The sequence below is a fragment of the Rhodococcus sp. NPDC054953 genome, assembly GCF_053609225.1.
On record NZ_JBSGXD010000024.1, the window covers coordinates 42,268 to 62,250 of the forward strand.

The following is a 19,983-nucleotide window of genomic DNA, read 5'->3' on the forward strand; positions in this document are numbered from 1 at the left end:
GTGGGATACGACTTCACCGCCGAGGACGTCCGGTACCTGAGCGGCGCCGCAGCCGACCTCGCCGAGGTGGATCGTCTCGACCTGAACCCGCTTACGTATTTGGCCGACATCGGCCGGGTGCGTACGCGTTTCGGTGATCGGGCCGGAGCGCTCGTCGAGACGGTACTGCTGCGGCGGCGCGCCGCGGGCAAGCTCGTCGGCGACGGCTGGCTGCTCACCGACGACGCGCTGCAACAGGCCACCCCGATACTGGTCGCGCGCAGGCGGGCGGAACGGCTCGCCGGCCGCGACGTCCACGACGTGACCTGCTCGATCGGTGCCGAACTGGCCGCGTTCGTCGGCGTCGCCGGCGCCGTCCTCGGCAGCGACCTCGACCCGGTGCGGTTGGCGATGGCGGCGCGGAACGTGCCCGGCGCCACCGTGATCCGGGCGGACGCGCTGCGGCCGTGCAGCCGTGGCACCGTCGTCCTCGCCGACCCGGCCCGCCGGTCCGGGGGCAGGCGCAGGCACGACCCGGCGGCCTTGATGCCGCCGCTGCCGGACCTGTTGGACGCCTACGCGGGCCGCGACCTCGCCGTCAAATGCGCGCCCGGCCTCGACTACGACGAGCTCGGCTGGGACGGGGAGGTGGAGATCGTCTCGCTGTCCGGCGGGGTGCGTGAGGCGTGCCTGTGGTCGCCCGGGCTCGCCGGTGACGGGGTGCGGCGCCGAGCGACGGTCCTGGACGCCGACGGGAGCGGCTGGGAGATTACCGACGCCGAACCCGACGACATCCCGGAACGCGAGCCGGGGGAGTGGATCGTCGACCCCGACGGCGCCGTGGTCCGGGCCGGGCTGGTGCGGCACTACGCGGCCCGGCACGGGCTCTGGCAGCTCGACCCCCGGATCGCCTACCTCACCGGCGATGCGGTGCCCGCAGGCGTGCGCGGCTTCCGAGTCCTGGCGCGGCTCAAGTACTCCGAGAAGGCGCTGCGGCAGGAACTGGCCCGGCATGACTGCGGGGTCGTCGAGATCCTGGTCCGCGGCGTCGACGTCGACCCTGCGACGCTGCGGCCCCGGCTCAAGCTGCGGGGCAGCGCGTCGCTGAGTGTCGTGCTCACCCGGATCGGCCGCACCCCGACCGCATTCGTCTGTGCGGCAGGAGTCCGCAGCGCGGGGTAGAAAGCGCCCGACCCTTCCCCGCGCCCGCAGCTCCCGAAGATCGACGAACCCGTCGAGCCGTGCGACAACAGCGTTCCGAACATGAGCTCGTTCATGAGCCGCTTGGCGGCAGGCACGATCTGGTGTGCGGGCGTCCCTGGCACGGAGAGGCTCCCCCCTCCGTTGGACAGGATGGTGACCGAGTAGTCCGAAGCCGAGATACGAGTACAGCCATTGTGTGCCGGGCGTGCTCACGAGGGCGCCATTGTCCTGCAGGCCTGCCCACAGCAGGCCCTCGGTGTCCCAGGCCTTTGCTTCCGGACACGGGTTCTGTCCGTGGCACCCGGCGTCCAGGTTCGGGGGGTCGTCCGCGAGGCCCGACGTGTGGGTCACCAACTCGCGCAGCGTGATCTGCGCCCCGTCACGACTCGGCAGTGGGTGGCAGTCGGAGTAGGACGAGGCCAGATCGTCGAGACCCACGTCCCCCTCGGCGACCTGCTTGGCGAGCAGCGCCGCGGTGAACAGTTTGGTTTCGGATCCGACCTCGAACTGCGTCTGCGGGCCGACCGGGATGCTCGGGTCGAGGCTGGCGTGTCCGTCGTGGTATGTGGTGGTGAGCGAGGCCCCGGGGGTGCTCGGGTCGGGTTTGACGATCGCGAAGGCCAACCCGGGGAACTTCTTGCTGAGCAGATTCGTCGCGGCCCGATGCACAGCCTGTGCCTCTGGATCGCCGCCTGACCGAGTACCTGACGTCACTGCCCGCCCGGCGGTTCACGGTGCCGACGACGTCAACTTCGTCAGCAACGACCGAATCCGGGAGGTTCTCGACGGCACCGATGCCACACCCGACCAGGTCGACGCCGCCGTCGCTGTCAACGAGGACACGCGGCTCCGCACCCTCAAAATCGGCCTGCTGATCCTGGCCGCGATCAGCGTGACCGCCATCATCCCCGCCACCCGCCTACCCGACTACTGGCCGCACGAGATCCCCGATCCCGACGCCTGAGAAACCGGCAACCACTCCCGTGGTCGGTGCGTGCACCGTGCAGGTTCTGCAAATGTCTCAGCCGAGCTCGTCCCGACGCAGATATGCGAGCACGGCCAGCACCCGACGATTCGTGTCGTCGGTCGGCGGCAGCACCAGTTTGTTGAAGATGTTGCCGACATGTTTGCCCACAGCCGATTCCGTGATGAACAACTGAGCGGCGACCGCCGCATTCGAATGCCCCTCCGCGATCGAGGCGAGCACCTCGCGTTCGCGCGGCGACAACTGCGCCAACGGATCCCGCCGACGACGGAACAACTGCTGTATCACCATCGGGTCGATCACAGTGCCGCCGGCAACCACATGCCGCAGGGTGGAGACGAACTCCTCGACATCGACGATGCGATCCTTCAGCAGATAACCGACCCGGCCACCTTCCGCGCCCATCAGTTCGTCGGCGTAACTCAGTTCGACATACTGGCTCAGCGCGACGACGGCAAGCCCCGGACAGGTTCGTCGCAGTTTCACTGCTGCGCGCAACCCCTCGTCGGTGAAACCCGGTGGCATCCGCACATCGGTCACAACCAGATCCGGACAGTGCTCGGCGACAGCCGATTCCAATTCCACGGCATCCGAGACCGCGGCCACGACCTCGAACCCGAATCGCTCGAGCATCGCAGCGAGGCTTTCGCGCAGCAGGGCCCCATCCTCGGCGAGTACCACTCGCACGGCAGTCAGTTCTCGATCCACGGCAACTCCACACGGACAACGGTGGGCCCGCCAGGCGGGCTGGACAGCAGCATTCTGCCGTCGACCGCCGCGACCCGGTCGGCCAGGCCCGTCAGACCGCTCCCTCGTTCCGGATCCGCACCGCCGCAGCCGTCGTCCATGACCTCGACGACCAGCAGGTCCCCGGCGCGTCGGACAGCCACATCGACGGCCGTCGCATTCGCATGCTTGGCGACGTTGTTGAGCGCCTCGACCACTACGAAGTACGCCGCGACCTCGACATCCGGGGCCGGGCGGGATGGGATGTCCGCGGTGACGCCGACCGCGGCCACGAAGTCTTCGGCCAGTGCACGCAACGCGTCGGGCAGGCCACGGTCGGTGAGGACCCGGGGGTGGATTCCCCGAATGAGTTGCCTCAGTTCCGCCATCAACTCCTTGGCCTGATCATGCGCCTGCGACACGCTTTTCGCGGCTGCAGAATCCGGTGGGAGGTCAAGTTTGGCCATACCCAACTGCAAGGTGAGGTTGACGAGCAGCGATTGCGCGCCGTCGTGCAGATCCCGCTCGATCCTGCGACGTTCCGCCTCGAAGGAATCGACCAGACGGGCACGGGACCGGGACACCTCCACAAGTCGTGCGCGAAGCGCGTCCGGGTCGTCGCCGCACAACAACGACCGGGCGAACGCACCGTGCAGTCCCGCGATCAGCGCCAGCAGATACGGGATCGCCGGCAACAACAGCAGACCTGCGATCGCGTACGGAACGGCCTGGTCGACCGCCGTGATCTGGCTGAAACCGAGCGCCACTGCCTCGTCTCCGTCACCCACCATCAGGGGGCTCACCACCATCACCACGATGAGCCCGACGATCACCGCACCCGAGAGCCACAGGGCCGGCACCAGAGTGAGCAGCAGGAATGTGTAGCCGAGCTCCCTCCACGTTGCGGCCTCGGTGTAGCGGGTGCGCACCCACGCCCACAGGCCCGTTGCCGGAGGGCAATGGTGAGCCGAGAGTGCCCGGTCGAGGCTCACCAGGCGCAGGCGTGTTCGTTCCAGGGCTGCCAGCGGTATCGCCACCAACGGGCCGAGCCCGAACACCAGCGCTGCGCCGAGGACACCGAGGAACAGCACTCTGCCGAGCGGTTGCGGATACATGCCGCCGCCGGCCCATACGGCCAGCACGAGCCACGGGACGCAGAACGCTGCGAACGGCAGCGCCACCACACACACCACCGGGACGGTGGTCAGCACATGACCCAGCGACCGCCACGGCCACCCGGTCAGCAGGAAGCGCCGCCGTGTGATCGCGGTGAGCACCGTGGCCGGTTCATCGGAGGACACCGAGTGAGCCTATCGGCGCGGCCAATGCTTCAGGATGAGGCGGAGTGCAGCCGAAAGGTGGTGCTGACACCACCTTCGATCCGCCGCATGGACCCAGTGACCGCACCACCGGTCGAATGGTCAGCTGAAGTCATGCAACTGGAGCTGAACAACGTCACCAAAACCTATCGGGGCAAACCGGCCGTCACCGACGTCAGCCTGCGGATCGGGCCCGGGGTGCTCGGCCTCCTCGGCCCCAATGGAGCCGGTAAGTCGTCGCTGATGCGCATTCTCTCCACGATCACCCGCCCGACCACCGGTACGGTCACGTGGAACGGTACCGACATCGTCGCTCGGCCGGAGCCGCTCCGACGCGTCCTCGGTTACCTCCCACAGGATTTCGGTGTGTACCCGAATCTCAGTGCCGGGGAGTTCCTCCGGTATCTCGCCGCAGTCAAAGGTCTGACGGCGCGGTCGGCCAAGCAGCGGGTCGACGAGCTGCTCGAACTCGTCAACCTGACGGACACGGGATCGCGGCCGGTGGGCAGGTTTTCCGGCGGAATGCGCCAGCGTGTCGGTATCGCGCAGGCGCTCCTGGGCGACCCCGAGCTTCTCATCGTCGACGAACCGACGGTCGGGTTGGACCCCGAGGAACGCATGCGGTTCCGCAACCTGCTCGGGGATCTGGCGAACGACCGGATCGTCATCCTGTCCACTCACATCGTGTCGGACATCGAGGCGATCGCCGACGACATCGCGATCCTCACCGCCGGCGAACTACGTCGGCGCGGCACCCCCGAGGAACTGCTCCGTTCCGCGGACGGTCTGGTGTGGGAAGCGATGGTCCCCCTCGATGCCGTGGCCGAGATCCGGCAACGAGCGACGATAACCCGCACGGTCCGAACAGGACAGGGTATTCGGGTCCGTGCGGTCGCCCATACACCGCCGATGCCGGGGGCTCGTCCTGTCGAACCCGACCTCGAAGACGCGTACGTCAACGCGGTCCACAGCCCGATGGCGCCGGCCGGGGTGACCCGATGACAGGCGCCACCGCTGCCGTCGCGATGGCAGACTTCCGGGATCGTTCGCGGCGTCCCGCGTTCCTGGTGACGGTGCTCGGCGCGGTCGCACTCGGATATGTGGCCGTCCCGCCTGTCTCTGCAACGTACGCGATGGTCAAGGTCGGATCGTTCCGGGGACTGTACGACAGCGCGTACATCGGCATGTTGCTCGCCATGATCGGCAGCCTGTGGTTGCCGCTGTTCGGGTTCTATGTCGTTCGCGGCAACATCGCGCGCGACATCTCCACTGGCGTGGGCGAAACGCTTTCCGCCTCGCCGTTGCGCACGCCGACATATCTGCTGGGCAAGTATCTGAGCAACCTGGCGGTGCTCGCGGCGATGGCCGCCGCACTCGCCCTGATCGCACCCGTGATGCAGCTTCTCCGCGGGGAATCCACGAGCCTCGACATGACGGCGCTCTGGCTTCCGATCGTGCTGTTCTGTCTTCCTGTCCTGACCGTGGCCGCAGCAGCCGCCGTCGTCCTCGAAACGGTCCCGTTCTTGCGAGGTGGTGCGGGAAACATTCTGTGGTTCTTCGTGTATCCGTCGATGTTCCTCGCCGGGATTCCGCTGGTCCGCGGGTCGGCTATCGCAGGGTTCCAGGCCGACCTGGCGGCGCAGCACCCCGGCATGGACGACGAGATCTCGATCGGGCTCACCGCGGAACCGGGCGCGCTCGGGCAGTTCACGTGGTCCGGGTTGGACATCGACGCGACTCTCGTCGCCGCGAGTGCGGGGGTGATAGCGGCCTCCACGCTCGTCGCCATCCTTCCCGCCCTCTGGTTCGGCCGGTTCGACCCCGCACGGCAGCAGCGCTCTCCCTCGAACACGTCTGCAGTACCTGCGACCGAGGCTCCCGTTGCACCGGCGTTCTCGCACGGTCCGCGAACGCTGTCGCCGGCCGAGCGTGGACACGCGTTCCTGGGGTTGCTGCTCGGCGAGGTGCGCATTCATCTGGGAAGCGTGTCGCGGTGGTGGTGGCTCACACTCGCGATCGTGACGGTCGCGGCGCTCGCTGTTCCCGCTGATCGCGTCGGCACCGCACTGCTCTTCGGGTGGTTGTTGCCGGTGTTGTTGTGGTCACGTCTCGGGACACTCACCTATGAACAAGGCGTCGCTCCCCTTGTGGAGTGCGGTGTCTCGTCTCGCATCAGACTCATCGCCGAGTGGGGTGCGGGTGTGCTCATTGCGGTCATCGCCGGTGTCGGCCCGCTGGTGAAGATGCTCCTGGCATCGGACGCAACCGGAGTCGCCGCGTGGGTTGCGGCCGCGACGATGATTCCTGCCCTTGCGTTGCTGATCGGGTCGATCGGCCGGGGCGCACGCGTGTTCCAGGCTGTCTACCTGGTGATCTGGTACGCCGTGCTCAACGGGGTCGCAGCGGTCGACGTCATGGGCGTGCTCCGCACCGATGGGTCGCTCAGCGGCCCGTCTCCACTGTTGTCCTTCGGCGTCAGCGCCGTACTGATCGCCGCCACCGTACTCGTTCAGGAGATTCGCCATGCCCGTCGTTGACACTGCACTCAGGAAGATCCACCTCTCCGTCGGTGTTGCGGCACTGGCACTCTCGTCTGTGGCAGTCGCCGGCTGCACCTCCGATTCCACGAGTCACGAACAGCGGAATGACAGCTACAGCGGCGCCGCCTCCGTCACACTCGATTTCGATGATGCGGGTGCGAAACAGTTCGGTGTCACCACCGCGGCCCTGAGCGCCCAGGTGATCGGCTCCGACCGCGACGACATCGAGATCCGGCGCACCTTCGAGTTCACCGACGGCGACAAGCCGGTTGAACGCATCGACACCGACGGGTCCGGTCTGATGATCAGCGCGAGTTGCCCCGACAGATTTGCTGTCGGCAGCCCTACCTGCGTCGCCCGATACGAGATCGCTGTCCCGTACGGGACCGTCGTCCGAGGGAACTCGAAGTTCGGTGATCTGACGGTGACCGACACCCGTGGCGCCCTCGATCTGAATTCCCGCTACGGTGACGTCACGCTGGTCGCGGGCCCGGGCGGTTACGCGGTGGACGCCGTGTCGGCGACGGGGACAAGCACCATCGAGGTGCCGCAGGATCCCGCCGGGATCCCGGTGCGTCTACGGTCCGGGGACGGTGCGGTCTCCGCAACGACGGACCCTCGCTGAGACGAGATCGAAAGCCACCAACCGGCCGCCGAGCTCACAGCCGTCACGATCGGGAAATGCGTTGAGGCCGATCATCTTCGGTGCGCCGGTGGTGGGCGCGGGCGACCTCGTCTGCCGTCGCAGGTCGAGTCAGATCCAGCCCGAGCGCTGTCCGGGCATCTGGAGCGCCTGGGCCCCCGGCGACCAGGTCTCGGCCGGGGCGGGCCGCGGGGCCGGCCGCCCGGTGCTGAGCTCCGGATGGAGGGCCAGGGCGATCTTACGGGTCGCGTCGAGGACCAGCGGCGAGACCCGTTCGAGGGGTGCCGTCCGGTTGTCGCCGCACAGGGAGACGGCCGCGACCGGGCACTCGGGACCGCGGATCGCGGCGCCGACGCATTCGGGGGCGAGCCACGCCAGCATTGCCTTGCCGCCCGCGGTGGAGTTCGCCAGCACCCGGCCGCCCACCCGGGACGGCATCGAGATGGCCAGGCGCCCACCGATCTTGTCGAGGTACACCAGCTCGCGCGGTCGAGGCGGTCGGCGACCTCGTCCATCCCCACGAGGCGGGCCGCATCCCGGACGTAGGCAGCCCCTCGTCGCTCACTCTGCAAGATGCGGGACTCGTCGAGGCTGGCGGATAGCAGCGGGGGGTCGTGCTCGCCGGCGTACTGGTCGAGCCGCCGATACAGCTCGAGCCATTCCTCATCGCTGACGAGATTCTTGACCAGTGGGGACGTTCCGTCCGTACCGGGGCGCAGGTCGACCCATTCCCCTTCGTCGACGACCGTGAGTCCCGCGGGCAGAGCTGCAGGCGTCGAGGGGGTGGCGACAGCCCGCGGTTGGTTGCCGTTGCTCAGTGCAGGCCCGGCATATCGACCTCGTCGGGCGCCTTGTCGTCGCGCAGGCCCTTCCAGCTCGGATGTCGCAGGCTGCAGCCGGTGTACTCGCGGTACTCGACATCGCCGACCAGCAACGGCTCCACCCAGTGCGCACCGCGAACATCGCGCGCGGGCGCGGCCGTAGCGAGTGGGCTGGTCGGCCGCTCGATCGCAGCGAGCTGCTGTCGGAGCGCTCGGCGGTCGGCGGTGGTGAATCCTGTTCCGACGTGGCCGATGTAGACCAGGCTGCGGTCGTCGTCGTCTGCGCCGAGCAGGAGCGACCCGACCCCGCCGTGGGCGGCGCCGGCGCCGCCCACCCAACCGATGACGATGACCTCGGCGTTGTTTCGGAGCGGGGTTTTGAGCCAGACGGGGGAGTGGCGGCCGGGCCGGTAGGTCGAGTCGATGCGTTTGGCCACCACACCCTCGAGCCCGTGCTCACGAGCGAGGTCGAGCATCTTCCGACCGTCGACGTCGGTCTGGTGCGGGGAACCTGCACCCTCGGGCCCGGCTGCACGAGATCAGCGAGCGTCGCCCGGCGCTCGAGGTAGGGCAGGCCGGTCGTCGACTGGCCGTCGACCTCGAGGACGTCAAACACGAAGTACGACACGGGCGCCGCGGCGAGGAGCTGCGCGGTGGGCCGCTGCGCGTGCATCCGGCGTTGCAGCCGGGCGAACGATGGTCGGCCCCCTTCGTCGAGGGCCACGATCTCACCGTCCACGATGCCGTCCCGGTCGCTGACCGCCCCGGGGAGCGCTTCGGCAAGTTCGGGGACGGAGTTGGTGACGTCGTTGCCGTTGCGGCTGCGGCTGTACAGGTGGCACTGGCTGTCTCGGACGACGGCGATCGCGCGTTGCCCGTCCCACTTCCACTCGAACGCCCACCCACCTCGTTGGGTCCGGCGACATCCGCTGCGGATGCGGGTGAGGTCATGGTCAGGTCCAGGGAGACGGTGGCAGCGAGTGCAGCGGTGCCGATGCAGAACCGTCGGTAGGTGCGGGTGGAGCCTCGGCGAGGGTTTCCCATTCTCGGAAGAACATGGCTGGTTGTCCGAACCCGCACGGCGACGGAGCAGGGTGGGAGTGCCGCGCACCGTCAAGTACGCGTAGTGCACAACGGCGGGAGTCCTTACGCGGACAACTCGATTCGGGTGTCGGAGAGCAGTTCGAGGCCTCCGCGGTAGCGGTCCAAGGCGACCTCCGCGAGCAGGGGGTGGGCGCCGATCGCGTCTGCGAAGAGAGCATCGGGCGCGTGCTCGGTGGCCTGGAGTTTGAGCCGGTCGGTGAGTAGACCGGGCGCCAGGAACCACGGCGCGACGACGATCCGCCGGGCGCCGCCCGCGCGGAGGCGGAAGACGGTCTGCGGCAGTGACGGTGCGGTGGTGGCGAAGCAGGTCTCGGCGCCGGACCAGGCGGTTCCGGCAAGCAGGCGCGGCGCGATGTTGGCGGTGCGGGCGTTGGCCGCCGCGCGGGACGAGCCCACCGCGGCGAGTACCACTCCGATCTCGGCGTCGTCGAGGGTGACGCCGGTGGCCCGCACTCGGTCCCGAACCGCGGCCACCAGACGCTCGTCGTCGCCGAGCACGTCGGCCTGCACGAGATCGAGCCCGGGGTTCCGCGCGCGACCGGCCGCGAGCAGGGCAGGCAGGTCCACCCGGGCGTGGAACGCGCTGCCGAGCAGCAACGGGACCACCACCGCGGACGAGTGCCCCTCCGCGGCAACGGCGTCGACGACCTGGTCCACCGACGGCGCGGACAGGTCGAGGAAGCAGAGCCGGACGTCGAGATCCGGCCGCGCGCCCCGGATCGCCGCCGCGGCAGCCGAGATCGCCCGCGCGGAGCGGGGATCGCGGCTGCCGTGCGCGACGAGGACCAGGGGCGCGCTCATCGACCTAGACCCGCTCGCCGAGTTCGATCGCCGCGATCGCGTCGCCGACCAGGCCCGCCGCCAGGGTGTTGCCGCCCGCGGGATCGATCAGCAGGAAGCTGCCGGTGTGCCGGTTGACGCGGTAGTCGTCCGCGACGATCGGCTCCGCGACCCGCACCGAGATCTTGCCGATCTCGTTGAGCGCCAGCGACGCCGGGCTCGGCTCGGTGGTCAGCTCCTGCTCATCGAACCGCTCCACGATCGCGCCGACGATGGCCTGCGTGGTGCGGGTGCCGTGCTTGAGCAGCAGCCGGGCGCCGGGGTGCAGCGGCTTCTCGGCCAGCCAGCACACGGTCGCCTCGAACTCGCCGAGCGGCTCCGGCGCGTCCCCCACCGACGCGATGGTGTCACCGCGGGAGATGTCGACGTCGTCCTCGAGCACGAGCGTCACGCTGCGACCGGCATGCGCGAAGTCCAACTCGCCGTCCGCGGTGTCGACCCGGCTGACGGTGGTGCGGATACCGGACGGCAGCACGACGACCTCGTCGCCCGGCCGGACCTCGCCGGCGGCGACCTGACCGGCGTAGCCGCGGTAGTCGGGGAAGTCGGCGGTGCGGGGCCGGATCACGTACTGCACCGGGAAGCGCAGCCCCACCCGGTGCGGCTCCGAGTCGACCGGCACCGACTCCAGGTGCTCGATCAGCGTCGGGCCGTCGTAGTAGGGCGTGTTCTCCGACCGCACCGCGACGTTGTCGCCGTGCAGCGCGGACACCGGGATCTCCACGACGTCCTCGGCGGCCCAGCCCAGCGACGAGGTCAGCTCGCCGAACTCGCGGGAGATGTCGGCGAACACGGTCGCCGGATCCTCGACCAGGTCGATCTTGTTCACCGCCAACACCAGTCGCGGCACCCCGAGCAGCGCGAGCACCGCGGCATGCTTGCGGGTCTGCGAGATAACCCCCTTGCGGGCGTCGACCAGCAGCACCACCAGTTGCGCGGTGGACGCCCCGGACACGGTGTTGCGGGTGTACTGGACGTGACCGGGGGTGTCCGCGAGCACGAAGCTGCGCTTCGGTGTCGCGAAGTACCGGTACGCGACGTCGATCGTGATGCCCTGCTCGCGCTCGGCGCGCAGGCCGTCCACCAGCAGCGAGAGGTCCGGGGTGTCGAGCCCCTTGTCGACGGACGCGCGGGTGACGGCGTCGATCTGGTCGGCGAGAACGGATTTCGTGTCGTACAGCAGCCGACCCACCAGGGTGGACTTGCCGTCGTCGACGCTGCCCGCCGTCGCCAGGCGCAGCAGATCACTCATCAGAAGTAGCCCTCTCGCTTGCGGTCTTCCATGGCCGCCTCGGAAACTCGGTCATCACCGCGGGTCGCGCCGCGCTCGGTCAGGCGGGACGCCGCGACCTCGGCCAGGATGGCGTCGTTGTCGGCGGCCTCGGACAGCACCGCGCCGGTGGTGGAGCCGTCGCCGACGGTGCGGTAGCGCACCGACAGGGTCTGCACCTGCTCGTCCTCGCGCGGTCCGCCCCACACGCCGGACGTCATCCACATGCCGTCGCGCTGGTACACCTCACGCTCGTGGGCATAGTAGATGCTTGCCAGTTCGATCTCGTCGCGGGCGATGTACCGCCAGATGTCCAGCTCGGTGAAGTTGCTGAGCGGGAACACCCGCACCTGCTCGCCGGGGTTGTGCTTGCCGTTGTACAGGTTCCACAGCTCGGGGCGCTGCCGCTTGGGATCCCAGCGGCCGAACGCGTCGCGCAGGGAGAAGATCCGCTCCTTGGCTCGGGCCCGCTCCTCGTCGCGGCGGGCGCCGCCGAACACGGCGTCGAACCGGTGCTCGGCGATCGCGTCGAGCAGCGGCACCGTCTGCAGCGGGTTGCGGATGCCGTCGGGCCGCTCGGTGAGTCGGCCGTCGGCGAGGTAGTCCTCGACCTTCGCCACGTGCAGGCGCAGGTTGTACTTCTCGACGACGTGGTCGCGGAACGCGAGCACCTCGGGCAGATTGTGCCCGGTGTCGACGTGCAACAGCGCGAACGGCACCGGCGCCGGCCAGAACGCCTTGATCGCCAGGTGCAGCAGCACCGTGGAGTCCTTGCCGCCGGAGAACAGGATCACCGGGCGCTCGAATTCGCCTGCCACCTCACGGAAAATGTGGATGGCCTCGCTTTCGAGGGCGGCGAGGGTGTCGAAGTCGTCGCCGCGCAGCAGCGGCCGGATGTCGGTCAGTTCAGCAGTCATGACGCGTGCAACCCGCATTCTGTCTTGGAGTTGCCGGCCCACCGTCCGCTGCGCGGATCGGAGCCGGGAGCTGGCTTGGCGGTGCAGGGCGCGCACCCGATGGACGGATAGCCCTCGTCGACAAGCGGATTGACGAGGATCCCGTGCTTGTCGATGTAGTTCTGCATGTCGTCGTCGGACCAGGCGGCGATCGGGTTGATCTTCACCAGACCGAACGCCTCGTCGAACGAGATCAGCGGCGCGTTGGCCCTGGTGGGGGACTCGACCCGGCGGATGCCGGTCACCCACGCCTGGTATCCGGCGAGGGACCGCTTGAGCGGCACCACCTTCCGGAGCCGGCAGCACTCGTTCGGGTCGCGGGCGAACAGGTCCTTGCCCAGCCGGGCCTCCTGCTCGGCGACCGTCTCCTCGGCGCGGGCGTTGATCACGTTCACCCCGTACACCGCCTCGACGGCGTCACGGGTCCCGATCGTCTCCGCGAAGTGGAAGCCGGTGTCGAGGAACAGCACGTCGACACCCGGGTGCACCTGCGCCGCAAGGTGCACCAGCACCCCGTCCTGCATGTTCGACGCGACGATGTAGTTGGTGCCGAACGTGTCCTCGGTCCAGCGCAGCAGGTCCGCGGCGGACGCACCGTCGAGACTTGCCGCCCCCTGCGCGGCAAGGTCGCGGAGTTCGGACTCCGTTGCGTTCGCCACGTCCACGGGTGTGGTCATCGGCGTCGAATGCTCTTCGCCGGAGCTCATCGCAGATCCTCCTCTTCGGCCCGCACGACCCACTCCGCGAACCGCTCGTCGGCATGCTTGTTCTTGATGAAGTTGCGCACCAGCCGGTCGATGTAGTCGGTGGCCTCGTGCGCGAAAATCTTGTGCTGGCGCAGTTTCCGGCCGAAGGCGCTGTCGAGGCCGAGGCTGCCGCCCAGATGCACCTGGAACCCCTCGATCGGGGTGCCGTCCTCGTCGGCGATCAGTTGACCCTTGAACCCGATGTCCGCGACCTGCACGCGGGCGCACGAGTTCGGGCAGCCGTTGAAGTTGATCGTGATCGGCACGTCGAGCTGGGTGTTGAGGTCCGCGAGCCGCTCCTCGAGGATCGGGACGAGGGCCTGCGAACGGCTGCGGGTCTCGGTGAAGGAGAGCTTGCAGTACTCGAGTCCGGTGCAGGCGATCAGGTTCCGGCGCCACCGGGACGGCCGCGACGTCAGGCCGACCGCCTCGAGGTCGGTGTCGAGCCCGGCGACCTTGTCCTCGGGCACGTTGACCACGACCAGCTTCTGGTAGGGCGTCAGGCGCAGGATGTCCGTGCCCGCCCGCTCCATCGCGTCCGCGATCGTGAACAGCACGTCCGCGGTCAACCGCCCCGACACCGCGGAGTATCCGACGGCGGTGAGCCCGTTGGTGAGTCGGGTGAGACCGACATGGTCGATCGGGTGCTTCGGCGGGACCGGCGCCGGACCGTCGACGAGCTTCCGGTGCAGGTACTCGTCCTCGAGGACCTGACGGAACTTCTCCACGCCCCAGTCCTTGACGAGGAACTTCAGCCGGGCCTTGGAACGCAGCCGACGGTAGCCGTAGTCGCGGAAGATCGCGACGACACCCTCCCAGACGTCCGCGACCTCGTCGAGCGGGATCCAGGCCCCGAGACGTTGCGCCATCATCGGATTGGTGGACAGGCCGCCGCCGACCCACAGATCGAGGCCGGGCCCGTACTCGGGATGCTCGACACCGACGAACGCGACGTCGTTGATCTCGTGGACCACGTCCTGCTGACCGGAGATCGCGGTCTTGAACTTGCGGGGCAGGTTCGAGTACTCGGGGTTGCCGATGTACCGCCGCTTGATCTCCTCGATCGCCGGGGTCGCGTCGAGCACCTCGTTCGGGGACAGGCCTGCGAGCGGGGACCCCAGCATGCCGCGGGGGCAGTCGCCGCACGCCTCGGTGGTCTGCAGGCCCACCTCGTCGAGCCTGCGCCAGATCTCGGGGATGTTCTCGATCTCGATCCAGTGGTACTGGATGTTCTGCCGGTCGGAGATGTCGGCGGTGCCGCGGGCGAAGTCCCGGGAGATGCCTGCCAGCGTGCGGACCTGCGCGACGGTCAGCTGCCCGCCGTCGGTGCGCACCCGCATCATGAAGTAGCGGGCCTCGAGCAGGTCGATGTTGTCGTCGCCGGTGTAGGTGCCGTCGTAGCCCTGCTCACGCTGGGTGTAGAGCCCCATCCACCGGAACCGGCCGCGCAGGTCCGACTTGTCGATGCTGTCGAAACCCTGCTTCGAGTAGACGTCGAGGATGCGGGCGCGGACGTTGAGCGGGTTGTCGTCCTTCTTATTCTGCTCGTTCGCGTTGAGCGGCTCGCGGTAGCCGAGGGCCCACTGGCCCTCGGACGCCCGCTTCTTCGGGCGGGCGGCACGCGCCGGGGGTGCGGCGGCGGGGGTGTCGACGGTCTGCGACATCGGGGCGCTCCAAGATCTGCTTCAGGGGGATCTTCTGGGGGCGCCGGTCTACCGGGGGCATGATCGAGACGGGGAGGGCTGTCCCCGCGTGCCCACATTCGAGACCGGCCTTGACTGGCGGGCTGAAAGAGAATGCGTCTACGCGCAACAGGGGAGACAGCAAGAGCTGCAGACACGCTTGAGATCGACGTGGCGTCGCGCCACGAGCACAATCCCAAGTCCGGTCACGCCGACGATTGTGCCAGATCACATCGCCGATTCCGACCCCCGCCGGGTATTTCCCCCGATTTCGGGGGAAATGCGCAGGGCAGCGGCCGGTGTGCGATGGGTCACTCTGGCCGCGGTGGGACACTGGAGCGGTGAGTACACCCCTGAGCGAGCCGTCCGTGGCAGCGTTCGACCTGCCCGACCATGCCCTCGACGGGGTCGGGTCGCGGCCGTTCGGCATCTATGTCCACGTCCCGTTCTGCGCCACCCGGTGCGGATACTGCGACTTCAACACCTACACGGCGGGCGAGCTGGGGTCGTCGGCGTCGCCGCAATCGTGGCTTGAGGGGCTGCGCCGTGAACTGGACGCCGGCGCCGCCCTGCTGGGCCGGGATGGGCGGACGGTGCCCGCCGCGCAGACGGTGTTCGTCGGCGGCGGCACCCCGTCGCTGCTCGGCGGGGACGGGCTCGCCGACGTGCTCGCCGCCGTCCGATCGAGTTTTGGTCTCGCCTCGGGTGCCGAGGTCACCACCGAGTCCAACCCGGAGTCGACGTCGCCGGAGTTCTTCGCGGCGATCCGTGCCGCCGGCTACACCCGGGTGTCCCTCGGCATGCAGTCGGCGGCGCAGCACGTGCTGAAGGTTCTGGACCGCACCCACACCCCGGGCCGGGCGGTCGCCGCGGCCCGCGAGGCCCGCACCGCCGGGTTCGGGCACGTCAACCTCGACATGATCTACGGCACCCCCGGCGAACGGGACGAGGACCTCGACGCGACCCTCGACGCCGTCCTCGATGCGGGCGTCGATCACGTGTCCGCGTACTCGCTGATCGTCGAGGACGGCACAGCGCTGGCCCGCCGGGTGCGCCGCGGTGAACTGCCCGCCCCCGACGACGACGTCCTCGCCGCCCGCTACGAGCGCATCGACGCGCGGCTCGCCGCGGCGGGCCTCGGCTGGTACGAGGTGTCGAACTGGTCCCTGCCCGGCGCCGAGTGCAGGCACAACATCGGCTACTGGGACGGCGGCGACTGGTGGGGCGCCGGGCCGGGCGCGCACAGCCACGTCGGCGGGGTGCGCTGGTGGAACGTCAAGCACCCCGCCCGCTACGCCGACCGGCTGGCGTCCGGCGTGCTTCCCGTCGCGGACAGCGAGGTCCTCACCGCCGAGGACCGGCACGTGGAGCGGGTGATGCTGGTGCTGCGGCTGCGGACCGGGATGCCGCTGTCGGACCTGCGGCCCGACGAGCGCCTGGCGGCGGAACGGGTGGCGGCGGACGGCCTGCTCGAGCGGGTCGGGGACCGGTTGGCGCTGACCGACCGGGGCAGGCTGCTCGCGGACGGCGTCATCCGGGACATCCTCAGCTGACGAACTGTGCGTGATTCTTACCCCGGTCGGGGTGAAAAGCGCGCACGGGCGCGCAGCGCAATCAGGTCAGCGCGTCGTAGTCGAAGACCCGGGCGTGCAGGACGACGCGGTTACGCAGCGCGGCCCGCACCGCCCGGTGCAGGCCGTCCTCGAGGTAGATGATCCCGCCCCACTGGACCGCGTGCGGGAACAGGTCGCCGTAGAAGGTGCTGTCCTCGGACAGCAGCCGGTCGAGTTCGAGCACCTTGGTGGTGGTGACGATCTCGTCGAGGCGGACCTGCCGGGGCGGGATCTTCGACCAGTCGCGGATCGACAGGCCGTGGTCCGGGTACGGCTTTCCGTCCCGCACACCCTTGAAAATCATCTGCGCATCCGTCGGAGTAGTCGGGCAGTGCGTCGGCACTGAATGTCGGTGAAGGCGCCCCCACACTAAGGCCTGCACGGCCGGTGGTCACGAGACGACTAGAATGCGGACAGCCGGGGTGACACGGGTCCGCCCGGGGTGGCGCGACGGAGGTGACGGCAATGGCAAGTACCGAGGAACGACGATTCGAGGTGCTGCGCGCGATCGTCGCCGACTATGTCGCCACCCAGGAACCGATCGGGTCGAAGGCGCTCGTGGAGCGGCACAACCTGGGGGTCTCCAGCGCCACCATCCGCAACGACATGGCCGTCCTCGAGGCCGAGGGCTACATCGCGCAGCCGCACACCAGTTCCGGACGGGTGCCCACCGACAAGGGGTACCGCGAGTTCGTCGACCGGATCGCGGAGGTGAAGCCGCTGTCGTCGGCGGAGCGTCGCGCGATCCTTGAGTTCCTCGAGTCCGGGGTCGATCTCGACGACGTGCTGCGGCGCGGAACCCGCCTGCTCGCCCAGCTGACCCGGCAGGTCGCGGTCGTGCAGTATCCGACGCTGTCGGCATCGTCGGTGCGGCATCTCGAGGTGGTGGCGTTGACGCCTGCGCGGCTGCTGCTCGTGCTGATCCTCGATTCCGGTCGGGTCGATCAGCGGATCGTCGAACTCGGCGACGTGCTCGACGACGACGACCTGTCCCGGCTGCGGGACCTGCTCGGCGGCGCACTCGAGGGCAAGCGGCTCGCTGCCGCGTCGGTGGCGGTCTCGGAGCTCGCCGATGCCGCCCCGGACGGGTTGCGGGATGCGGTGGTGCGGACCTCGACGGTGCTGATCGAGACGCTCGTCGAACACCCCGAGGACCGTCTCGTGCTCGGCGGAACCGCGAACCTGACCCGCAACGCGGCGGACTTCCCCGGCTCGCTGCGGTCGGTGCTTGAGGCACTCGAGGAGCAGGTGGTGGTCCTCAAACTGCTTGCCGCGACCGGTGCACCCGGCTCGGTGACGGTCCGGATCGGCGAGGAGACGCAGGTCGAGCAGATCCGCGGCACCTCGGTGATCACCACCGGCTACGGCGCGGGCGGCAAACTCTTCGGCGGCGTGGGTGTGCTCGGCCCCACCCGGATGGACTATCCGGGAACCATCGCGTCCGTCGCGGCGGTGGCCCGGTACATCGGTGAGGTGCTCGCCGAGCGCTGAGGCACCCCCGCGGCGGCCGGGCGAGCGGCCTGCCCTTCGACATGTGGACCCGATTTTCCGAATTGACAACAGGACGAGAGACGTAACGTGGCACGGGATTACTACGGACTGCTGGGTGTCTCACCCAAGGCGACCGATCAGGAGATCAAGCGGGCCTACCGCAAGCTCGCCAGGGAACTGCACCCGGACGTCAACCCGGACGAGGACGCGCAGGCCCGGTTCAAGGACATTTCCACCGCATACGAGGTGCTCTCCGACCCGGAGAAGCGGCGCATCGTCGACCTCGGCGGCGACCCGCTGCAGCAGGGCGGCGGCGGAGCGGGCGGCTTCGGCGGCGCAGGCTTCGGCGGCGGCCTCGGCGATGTCTTCGAGGCCTTCTTCGGCAGCGCGGGCGGCACCCGCCGCGGCCCCCGCGGTCGCGTGCAGCCGGGCGCGGACTCGCTGCTGCGCACCAAGCTGACCCTCGAGGAGTGCGCGACCGGCGTCACCAAGCACATCACCGTCGACACCGCGATCCTCTGCGACCTGTGCACCGGCTCCGGAACCAACGGCGACTCCAAGCCCGTCACCTGCGAAACCTGCGGCGGCGCAGGCGAGGTGCAGTCCGTGCAGCGCTCCTTCCTTGGTCAGGTGATGACCTCGCGCCCGTGCCCCACCTGCCGCGGCGCGGGCGAGACCATCCCCGACCCGTGCCACAAGTGCGGCGGCGACGGCCGGGTGCGGGCCCGCCGCGACATCGCCGTCAAGGTCCCGGTCGGGGTGAGCAACGGCATGCGGATCCGGCTGTCCGCGCAGGGCGAGGTCGGCCCCGGCGGCGGGCCGGCGGGCGACCTGTACGTCGAGGTCATCGAGCAGCAGCATGACGTGTTCGTCCGCGACGGCGACGACCTGCACTGCACGATCCGGGTGCCGATGGTGGACGCCGCGCTCGGCACCACCGTCACCGTCGACACCATCATCGACGGCCCCACCGAGATCACCGTCGACGCGGGCACCCAGCCCGGGTCGGTCGCGACCCTGCGCGGGCATGGCATGCCGAAGCTGCGGTCCGGGGTCCGCGGCGACGTGCACGCCCACCTCGAGGTGGTGGTCCCGGCCAAGCTCGACGGCAAGCAGACGGCGGCGCTGCGGGACTTCAAGAACCTGCGCGACCGTGACTACGCGGAGGTGGTCAGCAGCAGCTCGCAGCAGAGCGGCGGGCTGTTTTCGCGGCTGCGCGACGCGTTCAGCGGCCGCTGACGGTCGGGTCGAACAGCGATGGCCGCCACGGTTTTCTACCTCGACCCGCTGCCCGACGTCGGGCAGGTCGCGGTCCTTGACGGCAAGGAGGGCAGGCATGCCGCGACGGTGCGCCGGACCCGGGTCGGTGAGCAGTTGGTGCTCGCCGACGGCCGCGGCGGCATCGCTCGTGCCGAGGTCGTCGCCGTCGGCAAGGACCGGCTGGACCTGACGATCACCGCCCGCGACGACCTGCCTGCCGCGACCCCCGCCGTGACCCTCGTGCAGGCCCTGCCGAAGGCGGAGCGGTCCGAGCTCGCGGTGGAGCTGGCGACCGAGGCGGGGATCGACGAAATCGTGCCCTGGCAGTCGGCGCGGTGCGTCGCCAAATGGGAGGGGCCGAAGGCCGTCAAGGGCGTCGCGCGCTGGCAGGCGGTCGCCGTCGCGGCCGCGAAACAGTCACGGCGAGCGCACATTCCGGAGGTCGCCGAGCTGCACCGGACCGCGCGGGTGCTCGACCGGGTGCAGACGGCCGTCGGGTGCGGCGGCGTCGTCCTGGTGCTGCATGAGTCCGCGACCGCGGAACTGGCGTCGCTGGACCTGCGGGCGGCGCCGGAGATCGTGCTCGTTGTCGGTCCCGAGGGGGGCCTCGCCGACGACGAGGTCGCCGCGCTCACCGGTGCGGGCGCGACCGCGGTCCGGCTCGGCCCGACCGTGCTGCGCACCTCCACCGCCGCCGCGGTTGCGCTCGGTGCGCTGGGGGTGCTCACCGACCGGTGGGCCGCGGCGCCGCTGCAGTAGGCGCTCCGCGCCCGTGAGTCTTTCTGGTGCCGGAGGGCGCCAGAAA

Annotated in this window: 20 protein-coding genes and 2 pseudogenes; 9 read left to right on the forward strand and 13 right to left on the reverse strand. The window is 69.5% G+C overall.

The annotated features are described in order from the left end of the window. Entirely contained in the window at positions 1-1,161 is a 1,161-nt protein-coding gene (locus ACWF62_RS16225) for a THUMP-like domain-containing protein (RefSeq protein WP_452630605.1), read from the forward strand. A 234-nt stretch (positions 1,162-1,395) separates the two neighbouring features. Here the strand turns inward: ACWF62_RS16225 and ACWF62_RS16230 are convergent. Beyond that, positions 1,396-1,851 (reverse strand): annotated as a pseudogene (locus ACWF62_RS16230) (serine hydrolase domain-containing protein); the annotation flags it as partial. On the opposite strand from ACWF62_RS16230, the gene ACWF62_RS16235 reads away from it, so the two are divergent. Next, positions 1,754-2,146 (forward strand): hypothetical protein, encoded by a 393-nt coding sequence (locus tag ACWF62_RS16235; RefSeq protein ID WP_378570847.1) that lies wholly within the window; start codon positions 1,754-1,756, stop codon positions 2,144-2,146. The pseudogene ACWF62_RS16230 and the gene ACWF62_RS16235 overlap by 98 nt on opposite strands. 57 nt (positions 2,147-2,203) lie before the next feature. Here ACWF62_RS16235 and ACWF62_RS16240 read toward each other — a convergent pair whose 3' ends face one another. Both ACWF62_RS16240 and ACWF62_RS16245 read right to left on the reverse strand, forming a co-directional pair. Beyond that, complete coding sequence (locus tag ACWF62_RS16240) at positions 2,204-2,875, reverse strand: response regulator transcription factor (RefSeq protein WP_452630606.1); 672 nt, start codon at positions 2,873-2,875, stop codon at positions 2,204-2,206. Next, positions 2,860-4,194: a sensor histidine kinase gene (locus ACWF62_RS16245; RefSeq protein WP_452630607.1), complete on the reverse strand. Its 1,335-nt coding sequence runs from the start codon at positions 4,192-4,194 to the stop codon at positions 2,860-2,862. Before ACWF62_RS16245 ends, ACWF62_RS16240 begins: the two co-directional genes overlap by 16 nt. 24 nt (positions 4,195-4,218) lie before the next feature. Here ACWF62_RS16245 and ACWF62_RS16250 point away from each other — a divergent pair, with 24 nt between their 5' ends. The 3 genes from ACWF62_RS16250 to ACWF62_RS16260 are packed head-to-tail and all read left to right on the forward strand — an operon-like array spanning position 4,219 to position 7,377. Continuing rightward, on the forward strand, positions 4,219-5,214 hold the full coding sequence (locus tag ACWF62_RS16250; protein WP_452630608.1) for an ABC transporter ATP-binding protein: 996 nt from the start codon (positions 4,219-4,221) through the stop codon (positions 5,212-5,214). Continuing rightward, the gene (locus tag ACWF62_RS16255; protein ID WP_452630609.1) at positions 5,211-6,749 is read left to right on the forward strand and encodes a hypothetical protein; all 1,539 of its coding nucleotides are present in this window, start codon (positions 5,211-5,213) and stop codon (positions 6,747-6,749) included. The genes ACWF62_RS16250 and ACWF62_RS16255 overlap by 4 nt, the downstream gene beginning before the upstream one ends. After that, positions 6,736-7,377: a hypothetical protein gene (locus ACWF62_RS16260; protein WP_452630610.1), complete on the forward strand. Its 642-nt coding sequence runs from the start codon at positions 6,736-6,738 to the stop codon at positions 7,375-7,377. The genes ACWF62_RS16255 and ACWF62_RS16260 overlap by 14 nt, the downstream gene beginning before the upstream one ends. Positions 7,378-7,506: 129 nt before the next feature. Here the strand turns inward: ACWF62_RS16260 and ACWF62_RS16265 are convergent, their stop codons facing one another. The 9 genes and pseudogenes from ACWF62_RS16265 to ACWF62_RS16305 form a co-directional block, all read right to left on the reverse strand. Continuing rightward, entirely contained in the window at positions 7,507-7,872 is a 366-nt protein-coding gene (locus ACWF62_RS16265; RefSeq protein WP_378570837.1) for an IclR family transcriptional regulator, read from the reverse strand. A 337-nt stretch (positions 7,873-8,209) separates the two neighbouring features. Next, positions 8,210-8,692 (reverse strand): ATP dependent DNA ligase, encoded by a 483-nt coding sequence (locus ACWF62_RS16270; protein ID WP_452630611.1) that lies wholly within the window; start codon positions 8,690-8,692, stop codon positions 8,210-8,212. A 68-nt stretch (positions 8,693-8,760) separates the two neighbouring features. After that, positions 8,761-9,348: pseudogene (locus ACWF62_RS16275) on the reverse strand (ATP-dependent DNA ligase); the annotation flags it as partial. A 14-nt stretch (positions 9,349-9,362) separates the two neighbouring features. Next, positions 9,363-10,121 carry a sirohydrochlorin chelatase gene (locus ACWF62_RS16280; RefSeq protein WP_452630612.1) on the reverse strand — a complete coding sequence of 253 codons (759 nt, stop codon included), beginning with the start codon at positions 10,119-10,121 and terminating at the stop codon, positions 9,363-9,365. Between the two features lie 4 nt (positions 10,122-10,125). Beyond that, positions 10,126-11,412, reverse strand: a complete 1,287-nt coding sequence (locus tag ACWF62_RS16285; RefSeq protein ID WP_452630613.1) for a sulfate adenylyltransferase subunit 1 — start codon at positions 11,410-11,412, stop codon at positions 10,126-10,128. Beyond that, positions 11,412-12,347 carry a sulfate adenylyltransferase subunit CysD gene (cysD, locus tag ACWF62_RS16290; RefSeq protein WP_452630614.1) on the reverse strand — a complete coding sequence of 312 codons (936 nt, stop codon included), beginning with the start codon at positions 12,345-12,347 and terminating at the stop codon, positions 11,412-11,414. Before cysD ends, ACWF62_RS16285 begins: the two co-directional genes overlap by 1 nt. Next, positions 12,344-13,063, reverse strand: coding sequence for a phosphoadenylyl-sulfate reductase (locus ACWF62_RS16295; RefSeq protein WP_378570889.1), 720 nt, complete (start codon positions 13,061-13,063; stop codon positions 12,344-12,346). Before ACWF62_RS16295 ends, cysD begins: the two co-directional genes overlap by 4 nt. 26 nt (positions 13,064-13,089) lie before the next feature. Then, on the reverse strand, positions 13,090-14,796 hold the full coding sequence (locus ACWF62_RS16300; protein WP_378508289.1) for a nitrite/sulfite reductase: 1,707 nt from the start codon (positions 14,794-14,796) through the stop codon (positions 13,090-13,092). Between the two features lie 138 nt (positions 14,797-14,934). Continuing rightward, the gene (locus ACWF62_RS16305) at positions 14,935-15,024 is read right to left on the reverse strand and encodes an Ms4527A family Cys-rich leader peptide (protein ID WP_378508290.1); all 90 of its coding nucleotides are present in this window, start codon (positions 15,022-15,024) and stop codon (positions 14,935-14,937) included. A gap of 131 nt (positions 15,025-15,155) precedes the next feature. Here ACWF62_RS16305 and hemW point away from each other — a divergent pair, with 131 nt between their 5' ends. Further along, positions 15,156-16,367, forward strand: coding sequence for a radical SAM family heme chaperone HemW (gene hemW, locus ACWF62_RS16310; RefSeq protein ID WP_452630615.1), 1,212 nt, complete (start codon positions 15,156-15,158; stop codon positions 16,365-16,367). Between the two features lie 61 nt (positions 16,368-16,428). Here the strand turns inward: hemW and ACWF62_RS16315 are convergent, their stop codons facing one another. Next, entirely contained in the window at positions 16,429-16,731 is a 303-nt protein-coding gene (locus ACWF62_RS16315) for a type II toxin-antitoxin system VapB family antitoxin (protein ID WP_378508292.1), read from the reverse strand. Positions 16,732-16,892: 161 nt separating this feature from the next. On the opposite strand from ACWF62_RS16315, the gene hrcA reads away from it, so the two are divergent. The 3 genes from hrcA to ACWF62_RS16330 all read left to right on the forward strand — a co-directional run bounded on the left by hrcA (position 16,893) and on the right by ACWF62_RS16330 (position 19,937). Beyond that, positions 16,893-17,918 (forward strand): heat-inducible transcriptional repressor HrcA, encoded by a 1,026-nt coding sequence (hrcA, locus tag ACWF62_RS16320; protein WP_378508293.1) that lies wholly within the window; start codon positions 16,893-16,895, stop codon positions 17,916-17,918. A gap of 87 nt (positions 17,919-18,005) precedes the next feature. Beyond that, positions 18,006-19,157, forward strand: coding sequence for a molecular chaperone DnaJ (gene dnaJ, locus ACWF62_RS16325; RefSeq protein WP_452630617.1), 1,152 nt, complete (start codon positions 18,006-18,008; stop codon positions 19,155-19,157). Between the two features lie 18 nt (positions 19,158-19,175). Then, positions 19,176-19,937 carry a 16S rRNA (uracil(1498)-N(3))-methyltransferase gene (locus ACWF62_RS16330; RefSeq protein ID WP_452630618.1) on the forward strand — a complete coding sequence of 254 codons (762 nt, stop codon included), beginning with the start codon at positions 19,176-19,178 and terminating at the stop codon, positions 19,935-19,937. The last annotated feature ends 46 nt before the right edge of the window (positions 19,938-19,983 follow it).